Source organism: Pseudomonas sp. MEJ086 (genome assembly GCF_030209025.1).
In the GTDB taxonomy this organism is placed as follows: domain Bacteria; phylum Pseudomonadota; class Gammaproteobacteria; order Pseudomonadales; family Pseudomonadaceae; genus Aquipseudomonas; species Aquipseudomonas fulva_A.
The window spans coordinates 51,733-68,055 of sequence record NZ_JARVSV010000016.1 but is presented as its reverse complement, the minus strand read 5'-3'; the positions used below and the strand labels follow the sequence as shown (position 1 = coordinate 68,055).

The window sequence follows — 16,323 nt, the reverse complement described above, 5'->3', positions numbered from 1 at the left end:
GTCGGAGCCGTGGGAGGCAGGTTAGCGTTTACCTTTATCCGCCAGCATTAGCGTAAAGAGCTCTGCCTGAAAGCGAGCATCATCTAATGCATTGTGGTTGGGTGCGCTGAGCGGCTTCAGCGTGGCGGTCATCTGGGAGGACTTTGTTTCCTTCCAGTTGCAACCAAAAGCGCCCATGAAGTAGGCCTTCACGTCGATGGCGGTAAAGCCAAAAGGGTTCGTTTCCATATACTTGTGGAAGTAGTAGTTGACGAATGACCAGTCAAACGGTGCATTGAGCCCCACGAAAATGACTTTCTGTCCCGTTGGGCAAGACGCTTGAAGCCATTGATCAAGTCTCTGCATTGCCTCCAGCGGAGCGAGGCCTTCGCGCTCCAATTTTTCTAGACTCAGCCCGGATACTGCCAGTGCTTCTGGGTCGTGTTTCGGACTGTCAGGTTGGAGTTCAAGATAAATGGACGTTGCAGGTTGGGCTACAAGGCAAGCCCCAATGGAAAGCAGGCTGTATTCGCCAGGTATCGGTCCAGAAGTCTCGACGTCGACGGAAACATAAAGCTCATCGGTATTCATGTCGCATCCTTTTCGTCAATGCTCGTTGATACATTGGTGGTGGCTGCCTGAGTTCCCTGCGTACGGACCATTATTGATCAGTCATACAGACTATCAAGGCATCGCAGTATCGTCAGTTTTTGGCCGATTCCCGTCCGTCACGACTGAGCGAACTGCAATGAAATCAGCTATTGGCGCAGGCTGTGTAAAAAACGCACTCCCGATGTTGATGCATACGTTTCTATGCGAAATCTACTGACAATCGGCAGCACAGAAGACCTGAAATTTGTGTAGGAATGTGATTTGTCGTGTGATTCCGGTCAGCCGTGCCGATCAAAAAATTTTTACACCGCCCCGGCCAGTAGCAGACCCTCGGAGGGGGTCGAAAAGCAGTCACTCTGCCAATCTTCCGGCGATTCACCTCCGACCTCCAGCATTAAACGCGATAGTGGACTGATATAGGCCCATCGCTGCAGCGAAGCAGCTAAGGTTGTTGGCGTTAGCGCTTCGGCATTCTTGGGTACATCAATTCTAAAACCGTGCTGCCGTTCAGGCGGACAACTATGCAACATCACGCTTCCAATCGATGATAGCATTTTGATTACATGGGTCTGGCCAAATCAGGGAGGATAGGAAAATGCCGACAAAAACCGCCGAAGATTTTCTCGCCGCGCTTGCAGACGAACTTGCAATCAGTGAATCACGATACGAGCAGGCGCGCCGTAGTTATGCGTCACTCGGTGACTGGCTCCACCGTTCGGAGTCCACCGTCGTCGAGTACGATCCGCAGGTTTACGTGCAGGGGTCCTTTCGACTGGGTACGGCGATTCGTCCTTTGAATGATGAGGAGGAGTACGACGTCGATTCTGTCTGTTTGCTTCGCACCCTCGGAACGAAGGATCTTTCTCAGAGCAAACTGAAAGCGTTGGTTGGCGACGAGATAAAAGCCTACCGTAACGCTCAGAGCATGGTTAAGCCCGTTCGCGAAGGGCGCCGCTGCTGGGTACTGGACTATGCAGATGGTGCTCAGTTCCATATGGATATCGTTCCGTCTATCCCCAACGCAGCCCGCCAGCGCCTGTTGCTAGAAGCTCAAGGATTAGACTTGAAATGGTCTGAGACAGCGATGGTTATCACCGACATTGAGTCGCCTGTATATGAGGTGCTCTCGGATGATTGGCAGCGCTCGAACCCTAAAGGATATGCCGAGTGGTTCAGGCAGCGGATGGGCGAACAATTCGAACGTCGTAGGCGGGCGCTGGCGGAGTCTATCAAAGCTAGCGTAGAGGATATTCCGGACTACAGAATCAGGACGCCTCTCCAGTCTGCGATCATGATCTTGAAGCGCCACCGTGACGGTATGTTTGAAGGGCGGTATGACGAGCGCCCCATTTCGATCATCATCACCACGCTTGCCGCTCATGCTTACAACGGTGAAGAAAAGATCGCCGATGCTCTCTACTCGATCCTTTCGCGAATGGACCAGTTCGTTGAGCATGATGGACACCATTGCATCATTCGTAACCCTTCCGACCCTCTCGAAAATTTTGCAGATAAGTGGCCTGAGCATCCTGAGCGGGAAGCAGCGTTCTTTGAGTGGCTGCGGCAGGCCCGTCAAGACTTCGAAACACTTGCGGGCCAGGTCGAAAGGCGTCGCTTGATCGAAAGCATCCAGCCCCGGATGGGAGCCGTGGCTGAAAGAGCTGCCATGCGTCTCGAACCACCTCCCGGAACCATGCTACATCCCGCCACAGCCGCGGCCTTAGTGGGTGCTGCAGCAGCTAGTGCTCCGGTATTCCCGAACACTCGACGGGAGCCAACTTCGCCTAGGGGGTTTGCTTGATTTGGTGGGCGGAGGAGCCCGGCCGTGCGCAGTCCGAGCGTGCCGCAGTGTCGGACTTGGCAGATCAGAACCCTTGGCTCATGACTGTAACATGGCGTCTTGCGGCTGACTTGCAGATCGCTGCTGACTTCGATCTGCAAGTGGGTGAGCGGATCATTCCGCTGACACTCACCTACCCTGAATTTTTTCCAGATACACCCCCTTCGGTTGTTCCGCGGGATGGAGTTCGATTGTCGGGACATCAATACGGTGCAGCCGGTGAGCTCTGTTTGCAGTACCGTCCCGACAATTGGATGCCAGAAGTCACGGGCGCCATGATGATTGAAAGTGCTTATCGCTTGCTGTCATCCGAACAGGTAACCGGTGAACCTGCACTATCAGAGCACCGAACCCTTTCGGCTCAGCGAGCAAGAAACGCAGTGTTTCGCTTCCTCTACTCGCGGAACGTATGGGCCGGCTTGTTGATGGTCGAAGAGGGGCATGTGGTAGACGCTGAAGTTCAGGAGCACTCTTATGCCGGCGTTTATGCGGCCCAGCTTGCACGTATCGGTTCTGCGGACGCTTCTCTCTGGAGCGAACCGAAGAGGCGCGGTTACGGCGCTAGCTCGTTAGCGGGTAAGGTGGTCCGTTTGCCTGATGGCGGGTCGGTCGGATGTCGGACGCTTGATGATCTGGTGGTGCTCCTTGAACGCCATGGCTTTGAATCTTTGGTCGCCGAGCTAATGCAAGCGCCTGGATTCATGATGGTAATTATCTTTGATGGCGCTAGCATATTGGTCTCAATGGTCTTCGGCGACGTTGGATCCCGGAAGCTCATCAACTACGACCAAGTCTTTGCTGAGCTGGATGGCGTTCGCCTCGATCCTGAGTACGTTCGGCTCAAAGCCGCGAAAGTCGCAGTTGTCGGCTGTGGTTCCGTCGGATCTAAAGTCGCCGTGCACCTTGCCCGATCAGGAGTCGGACGGTTTGTACTCGTAGATGCAGATGTGCTTGCTTCGGGCAACCTGGTTCGAAACGAACTAGACTGGCGGGCGGTTGGTATGCATAAGTCGAAAGCCTTGGCAGCCCGGCTTCAGGAAGTCAGCACTGATTGCGAAGTTCTCAGTCGCACTACAGTCTTGGGGGGGCAGGAAAGTGGTGAGGCAACTTCTGCGACGATGGAGTACATCGCAGACTGTGATTTGATTATTGATGCCAGCGCCGATCCGGGAGTCTTCAATCTATGCGCGTCCATTGCACGTAGGGCGAAGAAACAGATGTGCTGGGCGCAAGTATTCGGTGGCGGCGCTGGTGGCATTATTGTTCGCCTACGACCAGGGATAGATCCGACTCCTCTCGCAGCCCGGCAACGGCTCGAAGCCTGGTATTCGAATCAGGGGGTCGAGTGGCCTGAGGACGGTGCCTCACAGCCTTACTCGGAGGTTGGCGGTGCAGGGGTGCCTTTGATAGCTGATGACGCAGATGTTTCTGTTGTTGCAGCACATTTGTCTCGTTTCGCCATTGATCTTCTTGCCCGCCCCGACTCTACGATTTTCCCTTATTCCGCCTACCTCATCGGAATGGCTGAGAGATGGATATTCTCCGCGCCCTTCGACGTACGACCAATCGACCTCGGTGCAAGCGATGGGTGGGACACAGAGCAGCAGGCAGGTGATTCCGAGGCTCTCAAGCAATTGCTAGCCGACCTACTGCCCGGAGCAGGCGATGCGGGTTGAGATCTCGGAACCCGTCAAGGACAAGTTGCGTAGGGCGCTCAGAGCCGCTGGTAGCCGGGAAATCGGTGGGGTTCTCATGGGCGAGCAGATCGCGCCAGGTCATTTTCGGGTCGTCGATTTGTCGATTGATAGCGAGACTGGCGGACGGGCTCATTTTGTACGTAGCTCAGAGGCCCATGCCGACGCTCTAAGCGCTTTCTTTCGCGAGACGGGACATCAATATGATCGATTTAACTACTTGGGAGAGTGGCACTCCCATCCTCGGTTTTCGGTGACGCCGAGCACTCAGGACATTACCTCAATGATCGATCTGGTTGAGGGTGAACGGGGAATCGAATTCGCTGTGTTGCTGATCGTCAGGTTGCACTGGTGGCGCAGGATTTCCTGCTCCTGCTCTCTGTTTTGCCGGAGCACTAACCCTTCGTCAGTCGATATATTGGAGTAATAAAGTTGATGAGCTATTTCATGCGGTCATTAATTGATTGGATCTTTCGGCGACGGTCAGTGGGTGTAACACTAGTAAGAATTGGGGTGCCTGTCTTAGCGGTTGTTCTTGTAGGACTGACAGTCGGTGTAACGATACCCACATCACAGGGGGCCTTTATATTCAGCTGGGACTCGGCTGGCAGTACTGGCGCGTTAAGTTGGGGGGTGTTCGTTATCGCGAGCCTTATCGTCCTATTGGGAGCATTGCTGATCATTCGCGACATCCGTCAGGAGAGTCGCAAGAAAACCATCGTCGTTGAGGCGAGAGGGTTGCGAGATTGGCAGGGCCAGCCATTGGCATCGGCAGTTCCTTCCTCAATACCGGGACGGCGCGAACAGGTGATAGTTGATCTAAGGCAAGGGATAGTAGATGGTCAAATCGTCAGCCCTGATGCGGCAGTACGCCGCCTTGCTAGTCTGCCCGATGATATCGCTCGACGTTGTGATGGGTTGGACAGGTCGGATATCTCCTTCGTGCTCGGTGGGCTCGCTCCCGTACCATTTCTTTTTCTACTCGGCGTGATTGTCGACGATGAATCCCGAATGTTCATCATGGATTGGGATCGGACCCAGCATGCGTGGCGCGCGCTTGCTGATGAAGATGATGGCAATCGTTTCATTGTTACAGGGCTAGATGCTGCTAACTCAGCTGTGAAGCGAGTTGCGCTTTGCGTGTCTGCTTCATACGATGTCCTGGAGACTGATGTACGTCTTGTTGAAACTGGCGTTCCAATCATCAAACTGGAATTGGAAGGGCGCAGCATCAGTTCGCACTGGTCCGAGACGAAGCAGCAGCAACTCGCGCAGCAGTTTCTAGATACTGTGATGTCTCTGGCTCGGCAAGGTGTCACCGAAATCTCTCTATTTCTGGCTGCACCCGCGAGTCTCACGCTGCGGTTGGGCACTCTCTACGACAAACGTAATCTTCCTCGTATCGAGGTTAATCAGTATGAGCAGAGCGATCCCAAACGATTCCCTTGGGCGATTCGGATGCCAGTAGCGGGCTTGTCCCATGCTGAGTTGACGCAACGATAAGTCCAAGGAGCGCCCATCAATACTGGCAGCGCAAGCGCGGGGTGGTGACTTGCAGCTTTTGGCCGACTCCCGACTCTCGTGACCGACGGGAGTCGGCCAAAACCAGCAGGGCGGATTCGTCTGGGAAACCAGGGTCGATTCACTCCGCGGGATGTTGCATGTGATACGAGGTATGGACGGTCACCCATGAGCATTATTGCGTGGGCTAAGGTGAATTGGGATTGGGGGCAAGGTGAATACGGTTAGCATTTCTGAGTATAGTGATTCTTGGAGTGAGCATTTTTCAAAGGAGTCGAAGTTAATTGAGTCGGCGGTGAGTTCCACAAAAATTTATATTGATCATGTTGGTTCAACATCGGTTAAAGGCCTGTCCGGCAAGCCTATCGTGGATATGCTCATTTCGATCAGTAACTGGGATATAGTCGATGATGTTGTGAGAGAACTGGAGGCCTTAGGCTACGATGTAAGTGAAAAGTGCAATGATGTTCCAAGGTGCTTTCTTACAAAATATACCTTTGATGGCTCAGGTTCTTATCATGTCCATATTTGTAAGCCGCATAGTCGCTGGGCAAGGGATATGCTCCTTTTTAGGAATGAGTTAACTTCTGATAAGAAACTTGCTAAAGCCTATTCTGATTTAAAAAAGCAGCTTGCGAAAATTTACCATGATGACGTTGGAGCTTATGGGGTTGGCAAAAAGGATTTTATTGAAGGTAGGCTGCGAGAAGTTGATGGCGAGTTTAGAATCAATCGACTGCTAAGCCATCAGCGTGCTGAGTCTAATAGGGCTGAAAAATTACAGATGAGCATGATGCTCATTCAGTTTTGCGTAGCCGTAGTTGCTGGGCTTTCGGTGTATTCGAATAACAATATAAATCTATATCTTTATGCCGTTGCAGGTTTTGTTTTTATGCTTGTGTGGCTCGTTTTAGGCCAGAAACAACTATCGCATAGATCTGCTGGGGATCAGGCACGCCGAGCTGTGCTATTAATGAGTGGGCTGGAGTTGGAGCCGTCGGCTGGGCAACAACTCAGAATCAGCGATGGGTTTAGAGTACCTATCTCCCCTAATAATGTTCGGCGTGAAGAAGATCATTTCGCGACTCGAGAAGCTCCGGGCCATAAGCGCTTGGCCGAGATGATTGAAGAATCATCGTATTGGACTCGTGATCTCCATCATATAAGCTTCAAAGCAATGGCGGTTTTGCTTTTTCTATTTATAGTTGCGGTGTCAGTCGTAAGTGGTGCTGCTGTAGCTTCATTTGATTCGGATAATCTGATATCCCTGTATCGAGTTATGATAGCGATTATGATTTTTGGGATTTCATCTGACGCTTTAGGTTTACTGCTCGCGTACAGAAGCTCTGCTTTTGCGATTGATGAAATATTCAAACGGGTTGAGGCTGTAGCTGGAAGAGGGTATCGAAAGTCTGATGTTTTACTTCTGATGTCAGATTACAATGCGGCTATTGAAAGAGCTCCTATAACCTTGCCTGGAGTTTATAAATTTGGTCGGGCTGGCCTAAATCGACGATGGCAGGCCTATATCGAGGCCAAGCTCGTCGGTGGGCAAGAAGAGTAGTCTACGTGATTGTTGTCAATTGGTGCTGGCATAGTCGGATGAGGTCGATTGTCACCGGCAGTTTTGGGTTCAGGCTGTGTGAAAATGCATGCACCGTTTTGATGTCTGCGTTGCTGCGTAAAATCCGCCAGCATTTGGTTAGCCAACAGACCTGGAATTTGCGTAGGATCGCGATTTTCGTTCCGGTCCTGATTGTCAAACTTGCTCTAAAACGTTTTCACCCAGTCTGGGTTAAAAGCAGCCACTTATGATTTATCGCTGAGACCCATAGCTGGCAGACAACTCAAGCAACTCCTAGCTTTATGTCCGAGCAGCAGAGCTAGGATGATAATCATGGCCAAATGACATATTTCAAGGCTGGATTAAATCAAGCTAATGAACAAGCTAATGAAATATATGTCAGTTGTTAGACACCCAAGACATCCTGAAAATTTTGAAACGTAAAAAAGAACTTTTGAATGTTTTGTTGGTGATTTAGCTAGCGGGCGATACTTGGGATCTTAGTAAAATTTTAAAGTAGAAAATATAGGGGGCTGAGTTGAGATATTATTTAGAAACCAACGCTTTGAGAGCGCTTGGAGGATCCGTCGGTAATAACAAAGAACTGCTCAAGCAGTCTTATACGTCAACGTTTTCACTTTTTGAGTTGACTAAGGGTATCGGTAGATCTAGGGATAGTGATGTTAGATTGGGTGTGCTTAAAGCTCTTCAGGCTGTTGAATTGAGTTTTATAGATTTTATGCCATTTGAGATGATGGAGTTGGCTTTTGGAGGCGGAGCATATGTGCTTGAGTCGGAGGCAGTGAAGGATAAGATACGGAGCATTTTATCAAATACTGAATTGACGCAGCACAATTACGATAAGATCATTGAGCGGTATGAGTTTGGAACCAAGGTTTTTCAAACCAAGGTGACTATGGCCTATGCTGTTCCCGCCTCACCTCCAAAGACCGTTCATTTAGATTTGGATAAAATGTTCTCGCCTGAGCGTGAGACGCCTGACTACTTAAAAAAATTGCCTAAGAACTTGCATCCTTCACGGGTCATTATGGAGTGCATGAAACAAAAAGACGCGCCTGCAACTTATAAGGCTTTATATCCGGACTCGGAACTTAGTAGTCAGGAAATATTAAGCATCTATAATAATAGTCTTGATTTGTACTTTTTTGCAAGTTTTGGCTATGACTTAAAAAGAAAGTGTCTCCGGGAAGCTGCGTCAAAAAACGACTTGCTAGATGTACTTCATACAATATATCTCGTTGACCATGATAATGTAATTGTTAGTAATGATGCTATTTTTTCCACGGTCCTACCGGACATAAATACAATATCGGTCGAGCAGTATCGCAAATTGATATAGTTACCCTGCAAAGTGCTTGATGAGATAGGCGGTACGGCAGTTTGACGAGCAAAATATAAGTGAATTTGTTCATGTCTTGAAGTTGTGCTGGCGATGCGGATTGCAGTTTTACCTTGGTATAAAAATCTAAATATCCTTGGTTGAGAAAATCCTTCATCTGTTGCGCGAGCCACGGGCAGGAGTTCTCGAGGGTTTGGTCAAGTTCCATAAATCATATTTAGACACTCCAATGACGCTCTCTGTAAATATTAGCTTTGGGTCGATAAATGCCGTTCGCGAGCGGCTGCCTTTGGCCAGATACTCCCCGCCACTACTCTCAGTTGTGGGGCTGGAGGATGGGAGTTGTAAAAAGTTAGGTATCGGGGTTTTGGATGGAGCTCTAATGTAAAACCTAGCCTGCGATACGGTTACTGTACTAACGTTCAAGGCTTCAGGCCGGATTACCCAGGGTAACAAAAAATGACTTGAGGCCAAATTAAATGAGCCGTTTACACCGACTTGACCGACACCACTTCTACAAACCTGAATTTTTTTCTGGCCGTCTTTGTAGCTTCTTGCTCCGCAACTAGGGAGCTCAGCGCTTGACCGTCTCTAGGCTGCCTTTCGCTTCGATTGGACGGAGCAGCTCTATCACCATCGGCGCAGTGATTTTCGCGAGTGGCGTCGTCTTCAAGTCGGGGAACACATGCAGCGTTAGGGACCGCCAAATGTCCTCGGCATAGGCCGGCGTGACCGAGTCCTTCTTAAGTTCGAACCAGGCAGTGGCTACGTTCTCGAATGTGTGTTCCGTTTCTGCGCGCTTGGCCTCATTTATCGTATCGCGCTGCACTTTCGGATCGATGCCTTGGGCGAGCAGCTCGCGGGCTTGCACTGCCATCTTTCGGGCGTTCGCCAGCGAAAGCTCTGGGTAGGTACCCAAGCCCATGTTGATTCGGTTTTTAGTCACCGGTTCACGGTAATTGAAATTCCACAGCAAAGAGCCGTTGCTGCGTACGCGCAGTTGCAAACCGTCCCCGTCGGTGAGGACGTAATCCTTGGACGCGGGTTTGACTCCCTTGAGCTGTCGATCGGAAAGGCGAAGGGTTTGAGCAGTCATGAGATTTCCCTCAGACACTGATTTGGTATTCCAAAGGTTAGCACCGGAGGGGCTGGAATACCGTATGGAATACCAGAGCTTCTGGAACTCCAAGAAGCTACAAAGACCTCAATAGCCGCTAAATCCTTGTATTTGCTGGATTTAAGGCACAAAAAAAGACGTCCGTGGACGTCTTTAGATGATCAAATGGTGGAGCCGGGGGGATTTGAACCCCCGTCCGCCAGTTCTCCACTGTCGGTACTACATGCTTAGCCGTGTCTATTAAGTTAATCCTCAGCCGCCCGACGGGCAGGGTGCTTTGGACGAGTTGTGTAAGTTTTAGCCGCTTCGTCCACAACGTACTACGCGGCGATCCTGTTCTGCATGACAATCACTTCAGGTTTACAGGCATCCCCTAGTGATCGCTGGAGCCGAAGCTACCAGAAGGACTAGTCGCGCCGCTTACGCAGCGAGAGCGTAGCCCTCGTAGTTTTCGTCATTGGCAACTATAGAAAGTTGCAACAGTGGATTTACGACTTCTGTTACCAAGTCGGCATGCACCTCGAGCTTCGCTACCGGCGTCGAATCCTAATCGGCCCCAAAAGCGTGCAAGGCGTGCAGTGTACGCCAAAGGTCGGGTGGAGTCGACCGGCATGCACTGCGCCTGCTGAATCAGGCCAGCGTTACGGCTGGCCTGGTTCTCATCAGCTGGTTGCGCCGCTGCCGTCGTCGCCTGGGGCGTCGAGCAGTTGCAGGGCACGCTCGGCGTGGGTGCCGCAGGCTTTCAGGTCGCCAGCAGCCTGAGCATCGGTGGCTTGCTTCTTGGCTTCTTGAACCTGGGATTTCAGCGGATCGGCGAGGGTGGCTTTGGTGGCCACGGCATTGTCGAGTTTCTGCAGGTTGACGGTGCACAGGTCATCGGCTGCAAAGGCTGGTGCGGCCAGTACGGCGGCAATGACGAACATGGATACGCGCTTCATGTGGTAATCCTCTCATCACGAATAGGTTCCCGGTGCCGCCCAGGTCGAGGGTGAGGAAAGCCGGGAGCGACCCACCCAAATCATTTGGGCTTACTGAAGCTGACTGGCCTTTCGTGACGGCGGTTCAGTGTTTTTCTGGTGGCGCATGGCCTGCATCAAGTTGGTGCAGGTATATCCAGGGGATCGGCGTGTACCAGCACCTCTGCCTGGGCGAATTCGGCGCGGATGGCATCCTCGACCTTTTCGCAGAGCGCATGGGCTTCATTGAGGCTCAGCGTGCCCGGCAGGTCGACGTGCAACTGCACGAACCAGCGGGTGCCGGACAGGCGTGTGCGCAGGTCGTGGATGCCGATCACGCCGGGCACTGCGCAGGCCAGCTCGCTCATGCGCGTGCTGACGTCGGGGGCGAGTTCCTGGTCCATCAGCACGCTGACCGACTGGCGGGCGATGCTGAAGGCGCTCCACAGGATGTACGCGGCGATGCCGATGGCGAACAGCGCGTCGCCCTGTTGCCAGCCGAAGTAGGCGAGCAGCAGCGCGAGGAGGATGCCGCCGTTGAGCAGCAGGTCGGAGCGGTAGTGCAGCGAGTCGGCATGGATTGCCGTGGAGCCGGTCTGCCGTACCACATGGCGCTGGAACAGCAGCAAGGCCACGGTGAGGACCATGGATAGCAGCATCACCGCGATCCCCAGTGCCTGTGCATCGAGCGGCTCGGGGTGGCGCAGGCGATCGACGCCCTGTACCGCGACGAGTATCGCGCTGGCGCCGATGAACAGCGCCTGGCCCAGCCCGGCGAGGGCCTCGGCCTTGCCATGGCCGTAACGGTGGTCGTCATCGGCGGGGCGCAGGGCGATGTTCACGGCGATCAGGTTGAGCAGCGAGGCGGCGCTGTCGAGCAGCGAGTCGGTGAGGCCGGCCAGCAAGCTGACCGAGCCACTGGCCCACCAGGCGACGGCCTTGCACAGCACCAGCGTCAGCGCCACGCAGAGTGCGGCGGCAGTGGCCTGACGCATCAGGCGAGCGTGCTGGCGAGCGAGGGTCATGGGCAATCCATGGGGGCGGCAGGTGGGGAGCCCGTCATCGCTGACGGGCTGCGCGGGTCAATCAGGCTGCGGGGATCAAGCCATAGGCTGCCAGCTGTTCGCTGCTGCCGCTGTGCTGGATCAGGCGCGGATCGTCGAGCGGCAGGCTGTGGCCGGTCTGGGTTTCGATCAGGGCCTTGAGCTTGGCGGTGTCGACCTTGCCGTCGGCATCGACCACGTCCTTCAGGGAGTCCGGGCTGACCTGGGCGCTCAGGCCGCCTGGCAGGTAGATCGCGCCAGTGGCGAAGTCGACGCCGAAGGCGATCAGGCCGGGGATCACGTAGAACAGGATGCCGATGGCGTTGAGGCCGACGATGACCGGGTCGACACGGCCTTCGATCTGCCCGCGACGATCTGGATAGAAGATAGTGCCGCAGGCGGTGAGTTGAGTGAACAATGTAACGGCGAGAACGCCGCCGATAACACGGGATTTCGTGCGCATCGAGCACCTCCAGAAAAAGTGGACGCCACTATAGCAAGGCACGGATTGCAAAGCTGCTGTGGCGCTGCGAACACGCAGCTTCCGATGCCATCTGACCGGCGAAGCCGGGAGGCGGTTCGCCGTATAATCGCCGGCCAATGATGGAGCCTCGATGAATACCCTGCCGATCGATTCCCTGCTGCCCGACCTCTGCCGTGCCCTGGCCGACCGCGATGAAGTGGTGCTCGAAGCGCCGCCCGGCGCCGGCAAGACCACCCGCGTGCCGTTGGCCGTGCTCGATCAGCCGTGGCTGGCCGGGCAGCGCATCATCATGCTCGAACCCCGTCGTCTGGCCGCGCGTGCCGCGGCCGAGCGGCTGGCCAGCGAGCTCGGCGAAGTGGTCGGCGAGACCGTTGGCTATCGCATTCGCCTGGACAGCAAGGTCGGCCCGCGCACGCGTATCGAGGTGGTCACCGAGGGCATCCTCGCCCGGCGCCTGCAGGACGACCCAGCGCTGGAGGGGGTGGGGCTGGTGATCTTCGATGAATTCCACGAGCGCAGCCTGGACGCCGATCTGGCCCTGGCGCTGACCCTCAACGGCCGGGCGATGTTTCGCGGCGCCGACAGCGGTGAAGCGCCGCTCAAGGTGTTGCTGATGTCGGCCACCTTGGAGGGCGAGCGCTTGGCCGGGCTGCTCGACGATGCCCCGGTGCTGCGCAGCGAGGGGCGCATGTACCCGGTGGATACCCGCTGGGGCGCCCCCTGGCAGGCCGGCGAATGGCTGGAGCCGAAAGTGTTGCAAACCGTATTGCAGGCGCTGGCCGATGAGCCGGGCAGCCTGCTGGTGTTCCTGCCTGGCCAGGCAGAGATCCGGCGGGTGGCCGAACAATTGGGCGAGGCGCTGGCTGGGCGGTCCGACGTGCGCGTCTGCCCGCTGCATGGTGAGCTGGAGCTGTCGGCCCAGCGTGCGGCCATCGAACCGGCACCGGCCGGGCTGCGCAAGGTGGTGTTGGCGACCAATATCGCCGAGACCAGCCTGACCATCGACGGCGTACGCGTGGTGGTGGATGCCGGCCTGGCGCGGGTGCCGCGTTTCGACCCGGGCAGCGGCATGACCCGCCTGGATACCGGGCGCATTTCCCGGGCGTCGGCCACCCAGCGTGCTGGCCGTGCCGGGCGCCTGCAACCCGGCGTGTGCTACCGGCTGTGGTCACAGGCTCAGCACGAGCAGTTGTCTGCCTATTCCTCGGCGGAAATTCTCCAGGCCGACCTGGCGGGGCTGGCGCTGCAACTGGCACGCTGGGGCGTCGAAGTCGACGAGCTGGTGTGGCTCGACCCACCACCTGCCGCTGCCTACGCCCAGGCGCGCGACTTGTTGCTGCGCCTCGGCGCCCTCGACGAGCGCGGCGTGCTGACCGCCCACGGCCAGGCCATGGCCGAGTTGCCGGCCCATCCGCGTATCGCTCATCTGCTGCTGCGCGGTCAGGCGTTGGGGCTGGGCGAATTGGCCTGTGATCTCGCGGCGCTGCTGGGCGAGCGCGACATAGTGCGCGGCGGCCAGTGCGGCGCTGGTGCCGACTTGCACAGTCGCCTGGCGTTGCTATCGGGCGAGAGCCGGGCGGCACGCGGCGCTGCTGGCGGCGTGCAGCGAGCGCGGCAGTTGGCCAAGCAATTTCAGGGTTATCTGCGCCGGGTGCCGGTCAGTGAGGCAGTGAGCGACCCCGAGAGCGGTCGCTGGCTCGGAGCGCTGCTGGCTTTCGCCTACCCGGATCGTGTCGCCCGGCAGCGTCGCGAGGGCGGCGCCGAATACCGCCTGGCCAATGGCCGTGCGGCGCTGTTCAACGAAGCCGATGCGCTGATGAAGCACGCCTGGCTGGTGGTTGCCGACCTGGGCAGCCGCCAGGGCCAGCGTGAAGAACGCATCTACCTGGCCGCCGAACTGGAGCCGGCGCTGTTCGACTCCGTGCTGGCCAAACAGGTGACCAGCCAGGATCTGCTCGAGTGGGATGAGCGCGAAGGTGTGCTGCGTGCCGAGCGGCAGCGCAAGGTGGGCGATCTGGTGTTGTCCCGTGAAGCGCTGGCCGGACTGAGCGCCGAGGCGCGCACCGCCGCGCTGGTCAATCTGGTGCGCCGCAAGGGCCTGGCGCTGCTGCCGTGGACGCCCGAGCTGCGCCAATGGCAGGCGCGGATCATGTTGCTGCGCGGGCTCGATTTGCAGAGCCAGGCGAGCAGCGAGTGGCCGGACGTTTCGGACTCGGCACTGCTCGCCAGCCTGGATGCCTGGCTGGCGCCCTACCTGGGCAAGGTCACCCGGCTGAGCCACTTCGGCAACCTCGATCTGCCGTCGATGCTGCAGACCCTGTTGCCCTGGCCGTTGCCCCAGCGCCTGGACGAATGGGCACCGCGCAGCCTGCCGGCGCCCTCCGGCTCGCGCATCGGCCTGGATTACAGCGAACACCCACCGGTATTGGCGGTGCGCTTGCAGGAACTGTTCGGCCTGGCCGAGACGCCGCGCATTGCCAATGGCCGGCAGCAGGTGCTGCTGCATCTGCTATCCCCGGCACGGCGGCCCGTGCAGGTGACCCAGGATCTGGCCAACTTCTGGCGCACCACCTACGCCGAGGTGAAGAAGGATTTGAAAGGCCGCTACCCGAAGCACTACTGGCCCGACGACCCATTGATCGCCGAGCCCACGGCGCGGGCCAAACCGCGCAAGTAGCGTGCTGCAGATGGCTTAGCCCAGGCAGCGGGTCACGTGCTTAACCGACTGATAGGCGGTCAGCCCCCAGGGGCCGAGCTCTCGGCCGATACCGCTGCCCTTGGTGCCGCCCCAGGAGGTTTCCACGAACACCGCCTGGACCGAGTTGATCCACACGTGGCCGACCTCCAGTGCCGCGGCGACGCGCTCGGCACGCTGCAGGTCGGCGCTGGCCACGGTGGCGACCAGGCCGAAGCGGCTGTCGTTGGCCAAATCTATGGCCTGCGCTTCGCTATCGAAGCGCCGCGCGCAGAGCACCGGGCCGAAGATTTCCTCGTTCCATAGACGGCTGTCGGTGGGCACATCGGCATACAGCGTCGGCGCCACGAACCAGCCCTGTCTTGCCAGGGGCTGGCCGCCCGCCAGGCAGTTGAGCTGTTCCTGCTGGCCGATGGCGAGGTAGTCGCCGACCTTGTGCCACTGTGCTTCGCTGCTCAGCGGGCCCATGTCGATCTCCTCGTTGAGCGGGTTGCCGACATGCGGGTTACCGACGCGCACGGCATTCAGCGCGTCGGCTAGGCGCGGCAGGAGGGTATCGGCGATGCCGTTCTGGATCAGCAAGCGAGAGGTCGCCGAGCACATCTGCCCGGCATTCCAGCAGATGCCGGCGATGATCCATTCGATGGCCTGATCGACATCGCAGTCGTCGAACACGATGATCGCCGACTTGCCACCCAGCTCCAGCGTCACGGGCCGGCAATGCTCGGCGGCGCTGTGCATGACGCGGCTGCCCACGGCATTGCTGCCGGTGAAGGACAGTTTGTCGATCTCAGGATGGGCACTCAGTGCCGCGCCAACTTCCGCCTTGCCGCCGACGATGTTCAGCACGCCTGCAGGCAGGCCGAGTTCGTCGGCGATCTGGCCGTAGGCCAGTTCGATCAGCGGGGTGACCTCCGAGGGTTTCAATACCAGGGTGCAGCCGGCTGCCAGGGCCGGGGCGATCTTCCAGGCGCTGGTCACCAGGGGGAAGTTCCAGGGCACGATCAGGCCGACCACGCCGATGGCCTCCAACCGCGTGTGCGAGCTGAAGCCGGGGGCTGCCAGAGCAACTGGCCGGTTCTGCTGGTCGGCCAGGTCTGCAGCGAGATCGGCGTAATAGGCGAAGGTCGCCACGGCATCATCGATGTCCACCTCGGCCTCGTGGCGCGGCTTGCCGTTGTTGCGCATCTGCAGTTCGATCAGCGCATCGCGCCGCCCGCCGATGGCTGCGGCGAAACCGCTCAGGTAGCGGGCGCGCTCGGCTGGCGCGCTGCTCTTCCAGGCGGGCAGGGCCTGGCGGGCGGCGGCCACGGCCTGGTCGACCTGAGCGGTGCTGGCGGCACGCAGTTCGGCGAAAGGCTGGGCGAGGGCGGGGTCGACGACACTGAGAACCTCGGTGCCTTCGCCTGCGGCCCAGCGGCCAGCGATGTAGTGCGGCGTGTTCATGATCATGCTCCG

12 protein-coding genes, 1 other RNA gene and 1 pseudogene are annotated in these 16,323 nt (G+C 57.0%); 7 read left to right on the top strand and 7 right to left on the bottom strand.

Going from position 1 to position 16,323, the window contains the following annotated elements; all coding sequences use genetic code 11:
• Positions 1–21: 21 nt before the first annotated feature.
• Positions 22–570 (bottom strand): 3'-5' exonuclease, encoded by a 549-nt coding sequence (locus tag QRN22_RS10940; protein WP_042552982.1) that lies wholly within the window; start codon positions 568–570, stop codon positions 22–24.
• Positions 571–1,186: 616 nt separating this feature from the next.
• On the opposite strand from QRN22_RS10940, the gene QRN22_RS10935 reads away from it, so the two are divergent.
• From QRN22_RS10935 to QRN22_RS10910, 6 genes are all read left to right on the top strand, one after another.
• Entirely contained in the window at positions 1,187–2,392 is a 1,206-nt protein-coding gene (locus QRN22_RS10935; protein ID WP_042552983.1) for a nucleotidyltransferase domain-containing protein, read from the top strand.
• A gap of 80 nt (positions 2,393–2,472) precedes the next feature.
• Positions 2,473–4,107 carry a ThiF family adenylyltransferase gene (locus tag QRN22_RS10930; protein ID WP_231570129.1) on the top strand — a complete coding sequence of 545 codons (1,635 nt, stop codon included), beginning with the start codon at positions 2,473–2,475 and terminating at the stop codon, positions 4,105–4,107.
• Positions 4,097–4,552 carry a Mov34/MPN/PAD-1 family protein gene (locus QRN22_RS10925; RefSeq protein ID WP_042552985.1) on the top strand — a complete coding sequence of 152 codons (456 nt, stop codon included), beginning with the start codon at positions 4,097–4,099 and terminating at the stop codon, positions 4,550–4,552. The genes QRN22_RS10930 and QRN22_RS10925 overlap by 11 nt, the downstream gene beginning before the upstream one ends.
• Before the next feature lie 8 nt (positions 4,553–4,560).
• Positions 4,561–5,628 carry an SAVED domain-containing protein gene (locus tag QRN22_RS10920; RefSeq protein ID WP_042552986.1) on the top strand — a complete coding sequence of 356 codons (1,068 nt, stop codon included), beginning with the start codon at positions 4,561–4,563 and terminating at the stop codon, positions 5,626–5,628.
• A gap of 232 nt (positions 5,629–5,860) precedes the next feature.
• Positions 5,861–7,210: a GrpB family protein gene (locus QRN22_RS10915; RefSeq protein ID WP_197076971.1), complete on the top strand. Its 1,350-nt coding sequence runs from the start codon at positions 5,861–5,863 to the stop codon at positions 7,208–7,210.
• Between the two features lie 538 nt (positions 7,211–7,748).
• Positions 7,749–8,570 (top strand): hypothetical protein, encoded by an 822-nt coding sequence (locus QRN22_RS10910; protein ID WP_156152674.1) that lies wholly within the window; start codon positions 7,749–7,751, stop codon positions 8,568–8,570.
• Between the two features lie 577 nt (positions 8,571–9,147).
• On the opposite strand, the pseudogene QRN22_RS10905 reads toward QRN22_RS10910, so the two are convergent.
• From QRN22_RS10905 to pmcY, 5 genes and pseudogenes are all read right to left on the bottom strand, one after another.
• A pseudogene (locus QRN22_RS10905) lies at positions 9,148–9,666 on the bottom strand (integrase arm-type DNA-binding domain-containing protein); the annotation flags it as partial.
• 187 nt (positions 9,667–9,853) lie between these two features.
• Positions 9,854–10,245, bottom strand: a transfer-messenger RNA (tmRNA) gene (gene ssrA, locus QRN22_RS10900).
• A 104-nt stretch (positions 10,246–10,349) separates the two neighbouring features.
• The gene (locus tag QRN22_RS10895) at positions 10,350–10,625 is read right to left on the bottom strand and encodes a PA2433 domain-containing protein (protein ID WP_042552989.1); all 276 of its coding nucleotides are present in this window, start codon (positions 10,623–10,625) and stop codon (positions 10,350–10,352) included.
• A 155-nt stretch (positions 10,626–10,780) separates the two neighbouring features.
• The gene (locus QRN22_RS10890) at positions 10,781–11,668 is read right to left on the bottom strand and encodes a cation diffusion facilitator family transporter (protein WP_042552990.1); all 888 of its coding nucleotides are present in this window, start codon (positions 11,666–11,668) and stop codon (positions 10,781–10,783) included.
• A 61-nt stretch (positions 11,669–11,729) separates the two neighbouring features.
• Complete coding sequence (gene pmcY / locus QRN22_RS10885) at positions 11,730–12,149, bottom strand: periplasmic Zn2+ metallochaperone PmcY (RefSeq protein WP_042552991.1); 420 nt, start codon at positions 12,147–12,149, stop codon at positions 11,730–11,732.
• Positions 12,150–12,300: 151 nt separating this feature from the next.
• Here pmcY and hrpB point away from each other — a divergent pair, with 151 nt between their 5' ends.
• On the top strand, positions 12,301–14,847 hold the full coding sequence (gene hrpB / locus QRN22_RS10880) for an ATP-dependent helicase HrpB (protein WP_042552992.1): 2,547 nt from the start codon (positions 12,301–12,303) through the stop codon (positions 14,845–14,847).
• 15 nt (positions 14,848–14,862) lie between these two features.
• On the opposite strand, the gene QRN22_RS10875 is transcribed toward hrpB, so the two are convergent.
• Positions 14,863–16,311: an aldehyde dehydrogenase family protein gene (locus tag QRN22_RS10875; RefSeq protein ID WP_042552993.1), complete on the bottom strand. Its 1,449-nt coding sequence runs from the start codon at positions 16,309–16,311 to the stop codon at positions 14,863–14,865.
• Positions 16,312–16,323 lie beyond the last annotated feature (12 nt).